Source organism: Streptomyces sp. P9-2B-2 (assembly GCF_030406865.1).
GTDB lineage: Bacteria > Actinomycetota > Actinomycetes > Streptomycetales > Streptomycetaceae > Streptomyces > Streptomyces platensis.
On sequence record NZ_CP129126.1, the window covers coordinates 2064837 to 2080888 of the forward strand.

A 16052-nucleotide genomic window follows, 5' to 3' on the forward strand; every position below is an offset into this window, starting at 1 on the left:
CCCCGGCCCTCACCCCTTGGCGGACGGCTTGCGGATTTCCTCGATGATGCTGAGGAAGCCCGCCTTGCCGTGGCCCGCGGCGATGGTGCGGTCGGCGAGGCCCTTGACGGCGTCGAGCACCTCGGTGTTGAGGCCGCGGTCCGTGGACGCCTCGATGATGTGGGCCATGCCCGCGGCCTCCATGACGATGTTGTCCTGGTCGCCGGGGAAGACGCCGCGCTCCAGGTCCCGCGCCATGCCCGCGGCGAGCGGCGGCAGGATGCCGGCGATCGCCGCCGTGAACGGCGCGAACTCCGCGGCCGGTACGCCCTCGGCGCCGGCCAGCGCGAAGCCGTGCACCAGGCCGGCCATCGCGGGAAAGAAGAAGCCGAGCAGGGCGAGGTCGTACACCGCGGCCCTGGCGTGGTCGTCGCCGAGGTACGCCGCCTGGCCGCCCAGCACCTTCAGCGTCTCCTCGTACGTCTCGAACGCCTGCCGCGAGCCGCTGTAGAGGAGGGTCGCACCGGGCTCACCGATGTCCGGCGTCGGCACCATGACCGAGCCGTCGAGGTAGTCGATGCCGTGCCCGGCGGCCCAGGCGGCGGCGGACCGTGCGCGCTCCGGGGTGTCGGAGGTCAGATTGACCAGGACCCGGCCGGACAGCCCGGGACCGGCCGGCTCCAGGATCTCCCGGGCCGCCGCGTAGTCCACCACGCACACGATCACCAGCGGACTGGCGGCCACCGCCTCGGCCACCGTGTCCGCGCGGACCGCACCGCGTGCCACCAGCGGATCGGCCTTCCCCGGCGTACGGTTCCAGACCGTCGTGGGGTGCCCGGCCCGGACGAAGGCGCCGGCCAGCGCGCTCCCCATGGCGCCGAGGCCGAGCACGGTCACCGGGGTGCGGGGGTCGTTCGGGGTGCTGCTCATGGTGTGCTCCTCATCCGCTGCGCGAGCCCGGCCCGCTGCCCGGCCCGCTGTGCACACCACCCTGCCGAGCCGCGCTTATGGTTCCCTTCGGGTCTGCTTACGGTCCTTTGGGGAAGCCTTACGGTCCCTTGGGGAGGGCTTACGGGCCCTTGGAGCGGGCCTGTTGAGCACCGGCCCCCTCATCCACGCCGGCCCGGCCTCCTCCCCCACCGGCGCGGCCACCCCGCCCCCGCTTGCGGTTCCGCCGCCCCGCGCCCGCCCCGTACGGGCGGCCATCGCGGCGGAGGACAGCAGCAGCGCGCCGAGCAGGACGAAGGGCGCGGCGGTGCCCGCGACACCGGCGAGCAGTCCGGCGCCGGCCGGGGCGGCGACCTGGCCGGTGGGGGTCCCCCCGCGTCCTTTAGACGTGGGGGAGGTTGCCGGTGAGGCGGAGTGCCAGCGCCGTACTGCGGGCCCGTTCGGGGGCGGCCTGCACGACCGTCGTCATCGACAGCGGCTGGCCGACGCCGAGGCAGAAGCCGAGGGCGAGCAGCATCGCGGCCAGCGCCCATACCGGCACCGGCAGCACCAGACCGCCGCACAGCACACCGGTCAGCGCGCAGCTGACGGCCATCAGCGCGGTGCGCCCCAGCCACCGGATCATCGGCGTCATCACCAGCCGGCAGGCGATGGTGGCCGCGGCCCGCAGGCTGAGCAGCAGACCGATGGTGGTGGGGGTGATGGCGCGGTCCTCGCCGATGACGGGGAGGTAGGCGGTGAGGATGTCGGTCGCCGACAGCACGGCCAGGCTCATGAAGATGCCGGCCGGTACGCCCCGGGTCCGCAGGATGCCGCGGACCGGGACCGGCGGTCCGGCGGCCGGGGCCGGGGTGCCGGACGGGGCGGTGCGGGCGCGCTGTTCGAGCCGCCAGAGCGAGGCGTACGAGACGGCGGCGACGGCGCCGGAGACCAGCAGGGCGGTGGCGCTCGTCGGGGCCATCCGGCCGTCCTGCTCGGAGATGACGAGTCCGGCGGCGGCCGGGCCGATGAGCTGGCCGAGGGAGGCGCCGATGGTGAAGTGGCCGAAGTTGCGGTCGCGGTCCTCGGGGGCACTGCGGCGGGCGACGATCGACTGGGCGCCGATGACGAAGCAGAGGTGCCCCAGGCCCATCACCCCGCTCCAGGCGGCCATCGCGGGCAGTGACCCGGCCAGGCCGCTGAGCGCGCAGCCGCCGCTGATCAGCGCCACCCCGACGACCAGCAGCGGGGCGCAGCGGCCGTGGTCGGTACGGCGGCCGAGCGGTACGGCGACGAGCAGCGGCAGCAGGGCGTAGACGGCCGTGATCACGCCGACGGCGCGTTCTTCCCCAAGCTCTCAACTACGTTCGAGCAGGGGAGACCCCAATCGCCCAGGGCGAGGGCCCGGTAGGAGACCGCCGGCCTGGCCATGCTCACCGCTCCTTGCGCGAAGGAGAAGGTGAGGACCAGGCGCAGCAGCCAACTCCTGCCGGGCCCCGCGGTGTGGGTGGCGGTCATCTAGAGGATGCCGAAGAGCACACCGGCGCACAGGACCACCAGAGAGGTCAGTGCGGCCCATTTGACGGTGAACTTGGTGTGGTCGCCGAACTCGACCTTGGCCATCCCGACGAGGACGTAGACGGCGGGGACGAGCGGGCTGGACATGTGCAGGGCCTGGCCGACGAGGGAGGCGCGGGCGATCTCGATGGGCGCGACCCCGTGGGCGGCACCGGCCTCGGCGAGGATCGGCACGATGCCGAAGTAGAAGCCGTCGTTGGACATGAAGTAGGTCAGCGGGATGCTGAGGATTCCGGTGACGATGCCCATGTGCGGGCCGAGCGCGTCGGGGATGCCGCTGACCAGCCAGCGGGCCATGTGCTCGACCATGCCGGTGCCGGTGAGCACACCGGTGAAGACGGCGGCGGCGAAGACCATGCCGGAGACGTTGAGCACGTTCTCGGCGTGCGCGGCGACCCGCGCCTTCTGGTCCTTCATGTGCGGGAAGTTGACGGTGAGCGCGAGGGCGGCGCCGAGCAGGAAGAGCACCGGGATCGGCAGCGTCTGAAGGATCAGCAGGGTGAGCAGCGCGAGGGTGAGCGCGGCGTTGAACCAGTAGAGCTTGGGCCGCAGGGTGGCGCGCTGCGGGTCCAGGACCTGGAGGCCGTCGTCGGCCGGCTCTCCGGAGCCGGCGGCCGGCTCGTCGTCGGCGCCGGTGCCCGCGCCGCCGGTGGTGCGCCGGGCCTCGGCCGGGGCGCCGCCCGTGCCGCCGGTGCCCGCGCCGACCAGGACCTGCTCGGTCTCCTTCTCGGGCACGGCCTCGGTCACCGGCCCGGTGTCGCCGAGGGTCAGCACGCCGAGCCGCTTGCGCTCGCGCCGGCCGAGGACGTACGCGAGGGCGAAGACCGCGACCAGGCCGACGGCCAGGGCGGGGATCATCGGGACGAAGATGTCACCGGCGTCGAGCTTGAGCGCGGTGGCGGCGCGGGCGGTCGGGCCGCCCCAGGGGAGGGTGTTCATCACGCCGTTGGCGGTGGCGGCGACACCGGTCATCACCACGAGGCTCATCTTCAGCCGCTTGTAGAGCGGGTAGAGCGCCGAGACGGTGATCATGAAGGTGGTGGAGCCGTCGCCGTCGAGCGAGACGATCGTGGCGAGCAGGGCCGTGCCGACCACCACCCGCACCGGATCGGCCTTACAGAACTTCAGGATGCCGCGGACGATCGGGTCGAAGAGCCCGACGTCGATCATCACCCCGAAGTAGATGATGGCGAACATCAGCATCGCGGCAGTGGGGGCCAGGTCACCGATGCCCTTGAGGACGTAGTCGCCCAAGTGCGCGCCCTGTCCGACCAGGACGCAGAACAGCGCGGGAATCAGCACCAGCGCTGCCATCGGTGACATCTTCTTCATCATGATCAGCACCAGGAAGGCGGCGATCATGACAAATCCGAGGATTGTCAGCATTAGGGGTTACCTCACGTTCGCCCTTGAACATCTGCCGGGGGTGGCGGTTCAGGCGACGTTAGGTCCCGCAAAGTTTTGTTAACAAGGTCTTGACGCGCGAGCAATAAGAGCAAAACCCCAGGTCAATAGGGATCTCACCGGACGGGCATGCGCACAACCGGCACACCGGACCCGCACCGCCCCGCCGTCGGCACTACTCCTCCCCCGTGCCCGCCGCGTCCAGATACCGCGCCAGATAGGCCCGCAACAGCAGCTTGGTCTCGGTCACGAGGGCCGGGTCGCCGGCCGGATCCGTACGGAAGGCGAGCTGGAGCAGCGCATCGGCCGTCTCGACGCCGACCAGGAAGGCGGTGCGCAGCCGTTCGTCGGCGGCGTCCAGACCCAGCGGGCCGGCGAAGAGCGCCAGCAGCCGGTCGGCGACCTCGTAGTTGGCCTGCCGGGAGGCGCTCGGCGCGGGGACGGTGAACTCCACCAGGGCGAAGCCCGGCACCGTCCGCTTCATGGCGAGGTACTCGTCGACCACCACATCCATCGCGGGGCGCCACCGGAGCGGGGTGTGCGCCGGGGCGGTCAGCCGGGCGGTGATGCGGTCCGCGTAGGCGTCGAGATTGCGCTGGGCGAGGGCCTCGGCCATGGCGCGCTTGTTGGGGAAGAAGCGGTAGACGGAGCCGATCGGGACCCCGGCACGGCCGGCCACGGCCCGGGTGCTCAGGTCCTCGTACCCGCTCTCCTCCAGCACTTCGGCGCAGGCGTCGAGGATTCTGGCCAGCCGCTGGGCGCTGCGCCGCTGGACGGGGGCGCGGCGCAGGGCGGCGGGCGGCGGGTCGGGGCGGGGGTTCGGCTGCGGCACCCGACCATCCTGCCCGCCTCACCGGCGGCGGTACATGAGCGCCGCGATCCGGCCGACGCGGCCGGGATCCTCCGTTGACGGCCCCCGACCGCAATCCTAAGGTCATGCATAGGATTCCTTGAGCGGCGGGAGCACGCGATGGCAGGCACGGGCAACGAGCAGGCGAGGAAGACGGCCGAGGGGCTGGCGTACCAGACCGGCTTCGGCAACGAGCACAGCTCGGAGGCCGTCCCGGGCGCGCTGCCGGTGGGCCGCAACTCCCCCCAGCGCGCCCCGCTCGGCCTGTACGCCGAGCAGCTCAGCGGGTCGGCGTTCACCGAACCGCGCGCCCACAACCTCCGCTCCTGGCTCTACCGCATCCGCCCGTCGGCCGCGCATCCGCCGTTCGTCCGGGCCGAGCGGCACGCGCTCCGCTCGGCGCCGTTCACCGACTGCATCCCCGACCCCAACCGGCTGCGCTGGAACCCGCTGCCCGAACCCACCGGGCCCACCGACTTCCTGGACGGCCTGTGGACCCTGGGCGGCAACGGCGACGCCACCCAGCGCACCGGTATGGCCGTCCACCTCTACTACGCCAACACCTCCATGGAACGGCGGGTGTTCGGCAACGCGGACGGCGAGCTGCTGATCGTGCCGGAACGGGGCGGGCTGCTGCTGCGCACCGAACTCGGCCTGCTGCACGCCGCACCGGGCGAGGTGGCGCTGATCCCGCGCGGCGTCCGCTTCCGCGTCGAGCTGCTGGACGGCACCGCCCGCGGCTACGTCTGCGAGAACTACGGCCGGCCCTTCCAGCTCCCCGACCTCGGCCCGATCGGCGCCAACGGCCTGGCCAACGCCCGGGACTTCCGCGCCCCGGTCGCCGCCTACGAGGACGTCGAGGGCCCCGTCGAGGTCGTCAACAAGTTCTGCGGCCACCTCTGGACGGCCACCTACGACCACTCCCCCCTGGACGTCGTCGCCTGGCACGGCAACCACGTCCCGTACGTCTACGACCTGCGCCGCTTCAATGTCATCGGCTCGATCAGCTACGACCACCCCGACCCGTCCATCTTCACCGTGCTCACCTCCCCCTCCGACACCCCGGGGCTGGCGGGCGTGGACTTCGTGGCCTTCGCGCCGCGCTGGCTGGTCGGCGAGGACACCTTCCGGCCGCCCTACTTCCACCGCAATGTGATGACCGAGTACATGGGCCTGATCGAGGGCGCCTACGACGCCAAGGCGGAGGGCTTCGTCCCGGGCGGCGGCTCGCTGCACAACATGATGTCGGCGCACGGACCCGACCGGGAGACCTTCGACCGGGCGAGCGCCGCCGAACTGCGGCCGCAGAAGATCGACGACGGGCTGGCCTTCATGTTCGAGACCCGCTGGCCGCTGACGCTCACCGAACAGGCCCGGGACGCCGGCCATCTCCAGCGCGGCTACGACGACGTATGGCAGGGTCTCCAGCGCCACTTCCGCCTGTGACACCGGGAACGCCTCGTGACCACCTTCGCTCCCGATTCGCTCGCCCTGAACCGCAAGCTGCCGCTCTGGTATCAGGTCTCGCAGTCGCTGCGCGCCTCCATACTGGGCCGCTCCCCGGAGGCGCCGCTGCGGCTGCCCACCGAGGACGCGCTCGCCGCGCACTACGGCGTCAGCGTGCTGACCATGCGCCAGGCCCTCAAGGAGCTGGAGACGGAGGGCCTGATCAGCCGGCACCGGCGCCGCGGCACCTTCATCGAACCGAGCGCCCAGCGCGGGGCGCCGGTGCGGCTGCTGGGCTCCGTGGACGCCATCGTGGCCCAGCAGTCCGGAATGCGCACCGAACTGCTGGAACACGGCCCCACCCCGGTGCCGTCCGAACTGGCGGAGTTCTTCCCCGACCTGGCGGAGGTGGCCGGCTTCCGCCGGCTCCGCAGCGACGAGAAGACCGGCGAACCCACCAACCACGCCTGCAACTACGTCCACCCCGAGGTCGCCGCGGCCATCGACCTGGCGGATCTGCTCCGCTGGCCGATGACGAAGGTGCTGCGGGACGCGGCGGGCGTACGGATCAGCCGGATCACCGACACGGTTGAGGCGCGCCTGGCCGACCCCGAAACCGCCCGGCTCCTCGAAGTCCCGCTGCTCAGCCCGATCCTGCACTACACGGGCGTCAGCTACGACGAGGACGGCCGCGCGGTCGATGTCGCCCGCATCCACTATCGGGGGGACCGGTTCTCCTTCACGGTGACGCTGGACGCGTAGCGGCCCACGTTTTTGGCTTTCCCGCCGTGGGGGTTGCTCGCCGTTGCGCCTGCGGCGGGCCGGGTGGTTGTCGGGTGCGGTGACGGACCTCCGGGGCCGGTGTGTGGGACTGCTTCGCTTTACGTCCCACACACCGGCCCCTCCGGCCCGTCCCCTCCCGTTGAGGGAAGTGTGACGGTGGGTGGGGCCTGGCCACTCAGCCGAGAACGCCGGAAGCCCTCAAATCCTCTCAAGGCTCCGCCCCGTGCTCCGGGGCCCCAGCAGCGCTACGTCCACGCACAGGAGCAGCATCAGGGCCGCCGAGCCGGTGAATACCGCGGCCGGGCCGAGGTCGGTCAGGACGCTCAGGGCGATGAACGGCAGCGCGACCGAGGTGAGGCGGGACAGCGAGTAGGCGATGCCGATCGCGCTGCTGCGCAGACCGGTGGGGAAGAGTTCGGTCTGGTAGACGTGGAAGGCGTTGGAGAAGACGTTGCTGCACACCGTCAGCAGGAAGCCGAAGGTGACGATGGCCCAGGTGGCGGTGGCGAAGCCGAAGGCCGGTCCGCAGCCGGCGATGCCGAGCGCGGCGGCGATGATCAGGGTCCGGCGCTCGATCCGGTCGATGAGCGGGATGGACAGCGCGGAGCCGAGCGGATAGCCGCAGAAGCTGAGCGCCGCGTACAGCAGCGACTCGGTGACGGTGTGGCCCTTCGCGGTGAGCACCACCGGCGCCAGCGAGCCGAAGCCGTAGTAGCCGACGGTCTGAAGCACCTGGAAGATCCACCACATGACGGTGCGCCGCCGCTGCTCGCCCCGGAACATCTCGGCCAGCGGCACCTTCCGCTCCGGCACGGTCTCCGCCTCCGGTACGGACGGCAGGCTGCCGCCGGTCTCCCGGGCCACCCGTTCCTCCAGCCCGGCCACGATCCGTTCGGCCTCCGCATCCCGTCCCTGCACCATGAGCCACCGTGGCGACTCGGGGAGCCGGCGCCGCATCAGCTGGAGGAACGCGGCCCCCAGTGCACCGGCGACCAGCAGCCAGCGCCAGCCCTCGATCCCGAACAGCGCGTGTGCGGCCACCAGCCGGGCCCCGAGCAGCGCGGCGACCGGCACCCCGACAAAGCCGAGGGTGTACGCATAGGCGATATAGCGGCCCCGTACGGCCCGGGGCAGGAACTCCGCGAGATAGGTGTCCACCAGCACGAGTTCCGCGCCGAGCCCGAGGCCGGAGAGAAAGCGCAGCACGAGCAGCCAGGACAGGTCCGGGGCGGCGGCACACAACAGCGAGAAGAAGGCGTAGCCGCCCAGGTTGACCAGGAACATCCGGCGCCGCCCGAAACGGTCGGCGAGTACCGACAGCACATTCGCGCCGACGAACATCCCGAGGAAACCGGCGGCGATCACCGAGGACTTCGCGGTGTGCCCGAGGTGCCACTGGTCGGCGAGGACCGCGGCCAGTACCCCGCCGAGGAAGATCTCGTAGAGGTCGAAGAAGGCGCCGATGCCGACGATGAGGGTGAGGCGGCGGTGCCACCGGGACGGCGGCAGCCGGTCCAGCCGGGCCGCGGCCCGGGCACCGATGGGGGTCCCCCCGCGCCGTTCCGGCGTGGAGGAGGTGGTGTCCGTCATGACGGTCCTCCCCTGAGCAGGTCCCGGCGCGCGCGGGACGGAGCCGGGTCCGCACCGCGTGGTCGGGCGTACGGCGAGGACCGTACTCCGTCAAGATCAGCAAGCGGAAGACCGCCTGTGCCGTCCCGGACGGGTGGTACGGCCTGCGGATTCGGTGCGGCCGCGGGGCCGCTGGATACCATGCCCGGGTCAACCGAACGGTCCGGGAGGGGCTCCGCGTGACGGCGAAGCAGGACGCGCCACGGCTGTCCGATCTCATGCCGTGGTCCGTGGCGCCACTGCGGCTGGGCCGTTCCTGGGTGCGGGCGCCGGATCCGGCCACCCTGCGGGCCCGTTGGGCGGCGCTGGTGGCGGCCGAGGACGCGGCGGAACGCGAGCGGCTCTTCCGGCCGTCCCGGGCCCGGACCCTGCACTCCGCCGTCGGCCAGCTGCCGGGCCAGCCCACCCCGACCGGGCGGCTGTACCGGGCGAGCGGACCGTGCCCCGAACCGGTGCGGATCCTGCACGGCCCCTTCGACCAGCAGTGGCTGCTGCCCGACCACCGGCTGCTCGACGGCGCGCGCCCGGAGCTGTGGCGGGTCGCGGACGCCCGGCAGCTGTTCGCGGTCGAGTGGCCGCAGGTGCCGCAGCTGCCCGGCCCGGCCGTACTGTGCTCGGCGCTGCTGCCGGACGGACGGTCCCCGGCCGGCCGCCCCGGCCGGATCCACCCCCTCTACCGGCGGCCCGGCGGCCAGGAGCCGAACATCGCCCCGGGCCTGCTCGCCCTCCTCGGCCGGCGACTGGACCGCCCGGCGGCCCCGGCGGACCTGCTCGCCTGGCTCGCCGCGAGCGCCCACCACTCCCCCGACGGCTGCACGGTCCCGCTCACCACCGACCCGGAGCTCTGGGACCGCGGCGTCGCACTCGGCGCCCGGCTGCTGTGGCTCGGCACCCGGGGCGCCCATGGGCACGGGACCGACGGCGGGCATACGGGCGAGCGGCCCCGGATGCCAGGCGGCCGGCGCCCGTACGTGCGCTCCGCGCTGCCCGCCCGTGGGCTGCCCGAGGCCCTCGGCTACGACCCGGAGGAGCAGGCGCTGCTTCTCGGCAGCGGCCGGATCTCGCCGGTGCCGCCGGGCGCCTGGGACTTCCACGCGGGCGGCGTCCGGGTCCTGGAGGCGTGGTATGCCGAGCGCACCGGCGCGGGCACGGAACCGCCCGAGCCCGGTTCGCTGGCCGCGCTCCGCCCCACCGGCTGGCCCCAGGAGTGGACCTCGGAGCTGCTGGAGCTGATCACCGTACTGGCCCTGCTGTCCGAACTCGCCCCGGAGTGCGCGGAGTTGCGGCGGCAGACGGCGGAGGCCGCACAGCTGACGGCCGGGGAACTACGGGCGGCCGGCATCCTCCCGGCGCCGGTCTCCGCACACCGCCCGGCCTCCGTGCTCGACCACCACGAGGAGGGCCCGGAGGGGCAGTTCGCGCTGCTGTGAGCGCGCCGGACGCCCGACCGTGGACCGCTGGGGCCGCTGGGGCCGCTGGGGCCGCTGGGGCCGCTGGGGCCGCGCACAGCAAACCACCCGTCGCGGTAGGAGCGACGGGTGGTGGGGAGTGGTGGTGCAACCGGCCGGGCGGGGACGGGGCCGGGCGAAGAAGTGAGCGGCTCACGGCACCTCCGGGGCGAGGGATCCCACCCCGGCGAACACACCGACGTACTGGTGGCGCCGCCGGCCTGCTGAGCGATCGGACCGCAGTGCCGCGCCGGGACGGTGTGATCGCCCGAGATGCCGCTTCAGAAACGGGTCAGCCGTGCCCGCCGAACAGCGAGCGCCGCAGCCTGCGCAGCGGTGCGAACAGCGACACCCTGGCGCCACGGCCGTTCCTCGTGCGCGAGTGATCGCGCGCGGTGAGCTCCTGCATCAGCGACGTCGCACCCTCCACCTCACGCTGCGGGATGGCAGGGCCACCCAACACCGCGAGATGGCGGTCGAGACGCGCACTGGTGGCGACGCTCCCGCATGTGATGGCAGGGACTCGCGCCCTGCTACGCACTGTTATCTGTTCCATGACTCTCCCCACCCTATGAGGGCACCCCGGCCCGGGCAGGGTAACCCTATCTCTCTTGGAGGACACGCGTGCAGACCGGTCATCGGATTCACCTGCCTCGCTCGGACGTTGACGAACACCATACGGAATGTCACGTACAGGGCTTGGATCAGGGCGAGTTGAGCAACCGTCGGACTTCGGCTCGGGTGAGGCGGGGGGCCTGACGGACCGCCGGAACGCACAAGGAGAGACCGGGATCACGGCCTCTCCCCGGCGCCCGGCGAACGGATCGTCACGCAGCGGAGGCGAACACCGGCAGATAACCGCCGGACTGGCCGCTGGCGGTGGGGTGGTAGGACTCCAGGACGGGGAAGGTCACGCTGTGCAGCCAGGCGCTGCCGGAGCACAGCTCATGGCCGGAGAAGGTGGCGTTGACATCGGCGAAGGTGAAGCCGTGGTCGGCGGCCCGCTTGGCCGTGACGCCGTTGATGTGGTCGGCGGCGGCGTTGATGGCGGTACGGGACTTCTCGGAGAGACCGGCGATGCAGGTCCCCCGGAGCTTGTAGAAGCGCGGGTAGCCCAGGACCACCACATGCGCGGCCGGGGCCTTCTGGGAGATGGCGTCGTACACCTGGTCGAGCCGGCCGGGCAGGGTGGTGTCGATGTACGTCCTGGCCTGGGCTACGCGGGCCAGACAGGCGCTCTCGCCCTGGAGCGCACAGGTCGTCATGGTGTCGGCGAATCCGGCGTCATTGCCGCCGATGGAGATGCTCACCAGGCCGGTGGAGCTGCCGAGCGGCGTGAGTTGTCCGCTGAGAACATCACCCGTTCGGGCGCCCGAACAGGCGGTGAACCGGAAGGAGGAGGGGGAGTGCGCGGCGGCCCAGAGGGCCGGGTAGGATTTCGTGCTGCGCTTGCAGGAGCCGCTGGCACTGTCGTAGCTGCCGGCGCCGACGCCGGAGGAGTAGGAGTCGCCGAGGGCCACATAGCCCGTGGCGGCGGGGAGTTGGGCGGACGCGGCGGCGCTCGCGCCGGTGAGCGCGAGCGCCGTGGTGACGAAGAAGGCGGACGTCAAGGCCGCGAATCGGGACAGTTTCATGGAACCTCCCTTAGCAGGAGCTCTGCCCTATCTGTCGTAGCAAGACTCACGGGTAGTCGGAAGTGTCCATGCCAAAAGTTGTCTGCGGTTCACGGCAAATCTTCCGATGTGAGGCGATGTTCACCGCCATGTCATCGCCGCGGCCCGCACGTGCCGATGACACCCGGGAGAGCCCCCGAGGCGTCCGCTCGGCCTGCCCTGCCTCCCCGCCCGCCTCTTGACGGTCCCTCCGCAGCAGCCCCGTCCGCGCGCCACCCCTATCCCCCTACTCCTCACCCCTACTCCTCACTCCTCACTGCTGCGGCGACGGCGGGCGAGGCCGGGCACGAGAAAGGCGGTGGCCGCGACGAAGACGGCCACCAGCAGGAGCACCAGCGTCGGACGGGTCCCCAGACCGAGCAGCCCGGCCCCGAGCAGACCGCCCGCGAACATCGAGCCGACCGAGAGCAGTCGGCGGCCCGCGCTGTGCCCGCCGTACCCCAGCCGCGTGTCCCGCCCCAGCGGCGACGCGCTGACCAGCGCCGTCATCGCCCGGGTCTCCACGGTCGTGGTGAGATCGGGCGGCGCGGCCCGTATGGCGGTGACATTGCGCATGCCCATCGCCACCGCCATCAGACCGATGACGACATCGCGCCGGCCCTGCGGCAGCCCCGGGACCGCCCCCGACTCCCAGGCCGCCGCCGCGGCCGCGAGCAGCAGCGCCGCCTCCACGGCCAGCGCCACCGGGAACCACTGCGAGGCCCGTGCGGCCAGCAGGGACTCCATCCGCGCCCCGAGGAGCGCGCCCAGTGCGAAGGCGCCGAGCGAAATCGCGGTCGCCACCACCGGCAGCCCGCCCTGCCCGGCGATACCGAAGCCGAGGAAGAGCAGATTGCCGGTCTGGGTGGCGGTGAAGACCTGACCGAGCGCCAGAAAGCTGACGGCATCGAGCATCCCGGTGGCCACGGTCAGACAGACCATGATCACCGTCAGCGGGGTTCCGCTCGGCGGCTCCACGGACGCGACTCCTTCCCGCGGTCACCTCACCTCGCGGCACGTCCCCCCAGTCTCCGGTCGCCCCGCCCGACGGGCCGTCATTGCGCCGTCTGTGGGCGGCCCGTCACCACTGGCCCCGGCTCTCGGCCGCCGCGCTCGCCGCGGCGCCCGGCTCCGGGGAAACGCCGGGATAATCCGTGTACGTCGTGGCCCGCCGTGACGGATCATGGCCGCATGTGTGCCGATCACGTCCAGCCGTCCGCCGCCGAGGAGTCCCTTCCGCTCCGGCTGACCATGGACGACAGCGATTCGCCCGCCGATGTCGTCGACGCGCTCTTCCTGGGCCGGTTCGCCAAAGGAGAGCAGCCGTACGCCCGCAGCCGGTCCATGGACCGGGTCCGCCCGGGCCTGACCCTGCTGCCCCCGGGCGCCCGGGTCCTGCGCTCGGCCAAGGACGAGGACCGCAGCGCCCTCCTCGCCGAGGGCGACGGTTTCACCCTGCTGGTCTCCCGCTGGAACCGCGGCGCCGATGTGACGGTCACCGCCGTCACCGACGAGCTGGCCGAGAAGGTGCTGGGACAGGCCGCGGACGGGGCGGAGGACGAACCGGAGCCGCAGCCGGAGAACGTCCCGATGGGCTTCTGGTACTTCTCCCCGCGCCGCGGCCCGCACCGTACTTCCCGGCAGATCTCGGCGGGCACCTGGGAGGAGATCCGCCCCAACTACACCGCGCCGGTGGCCGACGCCATGGACCGGCTGATGAAGGTGGCCCCCGAGGAGATCTCCGGCCGGCTGCTGTTGCTGCACGGCCCGCCCGGTACGGGCAAGACCTCCGCCCTGCGCACCCTGGCCCGCTCCTGGCGGGACTGGTGCCAGGTGGACTGCGTCCTGGACCCGGAACGACTGTTCAACGACGTCGGCTACCTGATGGACATCGCGATCGGCGAGGACGACAGCTCCGGCAAGGGCCGCTGGCGGCTGCTGCTCCTGGAGGACTGCGACGAACTGATCCGCGGCGAGGCCAAGCACGCCGCGGGCCAAGCCCTGTCACGGCTGCTCAACCTCACGGACGGCCTGCTGGGCCAGGGCCGGAACGTCCTGGTCGGGGTGACCACCAACGAGGACCTGGAACGCATGCACCCGGCCGTGGTCCGCCCCGGCCGCTGCCTGGCCCGTATCGAGGTCGGCCCGCTGAGCCGCCCCGAAGCCACCCACTGGCTCGGCACGGACCAGGGCATCAGCCGCGAGGGCGCCACCCTCGCCGAGCTCTACGCCCTACGCCGCGGCACCCGCCCCGCCTCGGTCCCACCCCAGGACTCGGGCGCGGACGCGGGGTTGTATCTGTGATTCACGGAGGAGGACGAGACCGCAATGGAAGGCGTCTTACGCACTACAAGACGGCCTGGGAGGACCCGGCCACCCGCCAGGCGTGGCGCCGTACCGCGATGTTCCGGTGCGCTGCCCTGCTGGCGTGGCTGCTGGGCTTTCCCACCTGGCTTTTCGCCGTCGTCATGACGCCGACCTGGCTGCTGGTCCTGTGGCTGCCGGTGCTGTGGGTGGGCATCTGGTACACCCTGCTGGCGATGGTCGCAGTCACCACCCTGAGGGGAATCCGGCGAGTACTGCGCGTCTACCCCTGGCAGGTGGACATTGCCGACGTGAGAGCGAAGAAGAAGGGGAGTACGCAGTTCGTCGTGCCGGTCCCGGAGCGGCCGGAGAAGTCCGTAAGCCTCGGACGGCGGTCTGATCGGGACAGGACAGCACTTCTGGGTGCGCACCATGAAGTCCGGTGAGGTCACGTCAGCGTGGTTCGCCGGCGACCCCCGGTATGTGGCCGTCGTAGCGACCCCTGGGCCCCGGAACCTTCTGTGGGTCTCCCAGCGGGAGGCGACGGATTCACGAATGTCCCCCCGCAAGCGCGGCGTCAGCCCCGAGGCGCGGGCGCTGGCACGCGCCGCCGGAGCGCGGGTCGGGGAGGGGTGACAGGGGTGCGCTTGCCTTCGATCGGGCCTGGCTTTCCCGGTCCGGTCGAGGGCAAGGGCACCCCTCACAACAACCCGCCCATCAGCCATACCCGCAGCTCACCGCACCCTCCCCCGTGGCTTCAATGCCACCGGCGGAAGCTCGGGAGCCGCCAGTCGGTCGCCGTCGTAGCCGCTCACCCCTGGTACGCCCGCCTCAGGCCGGGCAGAGCTCCGTGCCGCGGCAGCCGCCGGTGCGGATGCCTCCAGCGAGCCGATCGCACCGCGGGGAACGGTGTACAGATCAGCCTCGTCCGCGTTGGTGCCTATCAGAAGTTCGCACGCCGTCACCGGCCCCGCCCCGCCACCGCCCGCTGTAAAGGAGCCTCGTCCACGGCCAGTTGGGGTGCAGGAGGTATAGCCTCGCGCTTGATCATGTCCGGTTGACGGACGCCACAGTGCTGGTCGGAGTCCGCCGTAGTGGCGGAGCGGCGCTGCCGGGTGCATATCTGTCGGACGGGGGCCGGCGTGCACGGCGACGTGCCACGGCCCGGCGGGTACCGGCCGGCGGACGAGGGGAAGACGCAAGGTGCAGCAGACGGATGACATACGGCGGATGCCGCTCGCGGACGGCGGGCGCATGCGGGAGACGGAACTGGACGAGGTCTTCGACACCGACTACGAGTACTTCATGAGTTCCGGTCATGACCCGCAGTTCAACGGGAAGGAAGCGGACCTCGCGGTACGCGCCGGGAGGCTGGAACCCGGTATGCGGGTGCTGGACGCGGCGTGCGGCTACGGCCGCATCGGCCTGGAGCTGGCCCGTCGCGGTATCGACGTGCACGGCGTCGACCGCAATCCCGCGCTGGTGGCCTCCGCCCGTACCCGAGCCGGCCGGGAGAGCCTGCCGGCCGACTTCGACACCGCGGACCTGCGTGAGCTGACGGCCGCGGGTGCTTATGACGCCGCACTGGTGTGGTTCACCTCCTTCGGCTATGGCAGCGATGCCGACAGCCGTGTGATCCTGGCCAATCTGCGCACCGCCCTGCGCCCGGGAGGCCGGCTGCTCCTCGACATTCTCAATCCGGCCCAGCAGCGGGCCCTGAGCGCCGGTCGGCCCCAACTGGGGTTGCAGCGGGTGGGCTCCGACTTCATGCTCGACGAGGTCACCTACGACGTGACCCGGAGCCGGCTCGAATCCCGGCGCACCGTGGTGCGCGACCATGCCCTGCGCGAATGCCGCTGGTCGCTACGGATGCTCGAACCGAGCGAACTCGAACAGTGGCTCGGCGAAGCGGGTTTCGTCGATGTGCGGTTCCTGGGTGACGACGGCCACCCCTTCGCGCCCACCCACCGCCGGCTGCTGGCCGTCGCCCGGACGCCCGGCCCACGCACCGCACCCGACGACCGACGACGCTGAGCTGCGACGGCGTCCGCT

General features: G+C 72.1%; 13 protein-coding genes and 1 pseudogene. 6 read left to right on the forward strand and 8 right to left on the reverse strand.

Annotation, left to right across the window (positions count from 1 at the left end):
- Positions 1-9 precede the first annotated feature (9 nt).
- From QT196_RS08945 to QT196_RS08960, 4 genes and pseudogenes are all read right to left on the reverse strand, one after another.
- Positions 10-909 (reverse strand): NAD(P)-binding domain-containing protein, encoded by a 900-nt coding sequence (locus QT196_RS08945; RefSeq protein ID WP_168478403.1) that lies wholly within the window; start codon positions 907-909, stop codon positions 10-12.
- A gap of 75 nt (positions 910-984) precedes the next feature.
- Positions 985-2424 (reverse strand): annotated as a pseudogene (locus tag QT196_RS08950) (MFS transporter).
- On the reverse strand, positions 2425-3870 hold the full coding sequence (locus QT196_RS08955) for a citrate:proton symporter (RefSeq protein WP_168478404.1): 1446 nt from the start codon (positions 3868-3870) through the stop codon (positions 2425-2427).
- 193 nt (positions 3871-4063) lie between these two features.
- Complete coding sequence (locus QT196_RS08960; RefSeq protein ID WP_168478405.1) at positions 4064-4720, reverse strand: TetR/AcrR family transcriptional regulator; 657 nt, start codon at positions 4718-4720, stop codon at positions 4064-4066.
- Between the two features lie 138 nt (positions 4721-4858).
- On the opposite strand from QT196_RS08960, the gene hmgA reads away from it, so the two are divergent.
- A complete protein-coding gene (gene hmgA / locus QT196_RS08965) occupies positions 4859-6184 on the forward strand; it encodes a homogentisate 1,2-dioxygenase (protein WP_168478406.1) in 1326 nt (441 codons plus the stop codon).
- 15 nt (positions 6185-6199) lie between these two features.
- Positions 6200-6946 (forward strand): GntR family transcriptional regulator, encoded by a 747-nt coding sequence (locus tag QT196_RS08970; RefSeq protein ID WP_168478407.1) that lies wholly within the window; start codon positions 6200-6202, stop codon positions 6944-6946.
- Positions 6947-7165: 219 nt separating this feature from the next.
- On the opposite strand, the gene QT196_RS08975 is transcribed toward QT196_RS08970, so the two are convergent.
- Complete coding sequence (locus QT196_RS08975; protein ID WP_266735862.1) at positions 7166-8557, reverse strand: MFS transporter; 1392 nt, start codon at positions 8555-8557, stop codon at positions 7166-7168.
- 218 nt (positions 8558-8775) lie between these two features.
- Here QT196_RS08975 and QT196_RS08980 point away from each other — a divergent pair, with 218 nt between their 5' ends.
- Positions 8776-10026 (forward strand): type ISP restriction/modification enzyme, encoded by a 1251-nt coding sequence (locus tag QT196_RS08980; RefSeq protein WP_266735860.1) that lies wholly within the window; start codon positions 8776-8778, stop codon positions 10024-10026.
- 310 nt (positions 10027-10336) lie between these two features.
- Here QT196_RS08980 and QT196_RS08985 read toward each other — a convergent pair whose 3' ends face one another.
- The 3 genes from QT196_RS08985 to QT196_RS08995 form a co-directional block, all read right to left on the reverse strand.
- The gene (locus QT196_RS08985; protein WP_085924290.1) at positions 10337-10600 is read right to left on the reverse strand and encodes a hypothetical protein; all 264 of its coding nucleotides are present in this window, start codon (positions 10598-10600) and stop codon (positions 10337-10339) included.
- 271 nt (positions 10601-10871) lie between these two features.
- Positions 10872-11678 carry an SGNH/GDSL hydrolase family protein gene (locus QT196_RS08990; RefSeq protein WP_168478409.1) on the reverse strand — a complete coding sequence of 269 codons (807 nt, stop codon included), beginning with the start codon at positions 11676-11678 and terminating at the stop codon, positions 10872-10874.
- Positions 11679-11963: 285 nt separating this feature from the next.
- Positions 11964-12674 carry a YoaK family protein gene (locus tag QT196_RS08995; protein ID WP_266735857.1) on the reverse strand — a complete coding sequence of 237 codons (711 nt, stop codon included), beginning with the start codon at positions 12672-12674 and terminating at the stop codon, positions 11964-11966.
- A 213-nt stretch (positions 12675-12887) separates the two neighbouring features.
- Here QT196_RS08995 and QT196_RS09000 point away from each other — a divergent pair, with 213 nt between their 5' ends.
- The 3 genes from QT196_RS09000 (at position 12888) to QT196_RS09010 (ending at position 16034) form a co-directional block, all read left to right on the forward strand.
- Positions 12888-14000: a DUF5925 domain-containing protein gene (locus QT196_RS09000; protein ID WP_168478410.1), complete on the forward strand. Its 1113-nt coding sequence runs from the start codon at positions 12888-12890 to the stop codon at positions 13998-14000.
- Between the two features lie 98 nt (positions 14001-14098).
- On the forward strand, positions 14099-14446 hold the full coding sequence (locus tag QT196_RS09005) for a hypothetical protein (RefSeq protein ID WP_290354713.1): 348 nt from the start codon (positions 14099-14101) through the stop codon (positions 14444-14446).
- A 757-nt stretch (positions 14447-15203) separates the two neighbouring features.
- On the forward strand, positions 15204-16034 hold the full coding sequence (locus QT196_RS09010; RefSeq protein ID WP_168478411.1) for a class I SAM-dependent methyltransferase: 831 nt from the start codon (positions 15204-15206) through the stop codon (positions 16032-16034).
- The last annotated feature ends 18 nt before the right edge of the window (positions 16035-16052 follow it).

What these genes read in the sequence shown, in the direction of transcription:
- QT196_RS08945 (WP_168478403.1), bottom strand. Translation starts at nt 909, where the DNA reads ATGAGCAGCACCCCGAACGACCCCCGCACCCCGGTGACCGTGCTCGGC.
- QT196_RS08985 (WP_085924290.1), bottom strand. Translation starts at nt 10,600, where the DNA reads ATGGAACAGATAACAGTGCGTAGCAGGGCGCGAGTCCCTGCCATCACA.
- hmgA (WP_168478406.1), top strand. Translation starts at nt 4,859, where the DNA reads ATGGCAGGCACGGGCAACGAGCAGGCGAGGAAGACGGCCGAGGGGCTG.
- QT196_RS08975 (WP_266735862.1), bottom strand. Translation starts at nt 8,557, where the DNA reads ATGACGGACACCACCTCCTCCACGCCGGAACGGCGCGGGGGGACCCCC.
- QT196_RS09000 (WP_168478410.1), top strand. Translation starts at nt 12,888, where the DNA reads ATGTGTGCCGATCACGTCCAGCCGTCCGCCGCCGAGGAGTCCCTTCCG.
- QT196_RS08955 (WP_168478404.1), bottom strand. Translation starts at nt 3,870, where the DNA reads ATGCTGACAATCCTCGGATTTGTCATGATCGCCGCCTTCCTGGTGCTG.
- QT196_RS09005 (WP_290354713.1), top strand. Translation starts at nt 14,099, where the DNA reads ATGTTCCGGTGCGCTGCCCTGCTGGCGTGGCTGCTGGGCTTTCCCACC.
- QT196_RS08990 (WP_168478409.1), bottom strand. Translation starts at nt 11,678, where the DNA reads ATGAAACTGTCCCGATTCGCGGCCTTGACGTCCGCCTTCTTCGTCACC.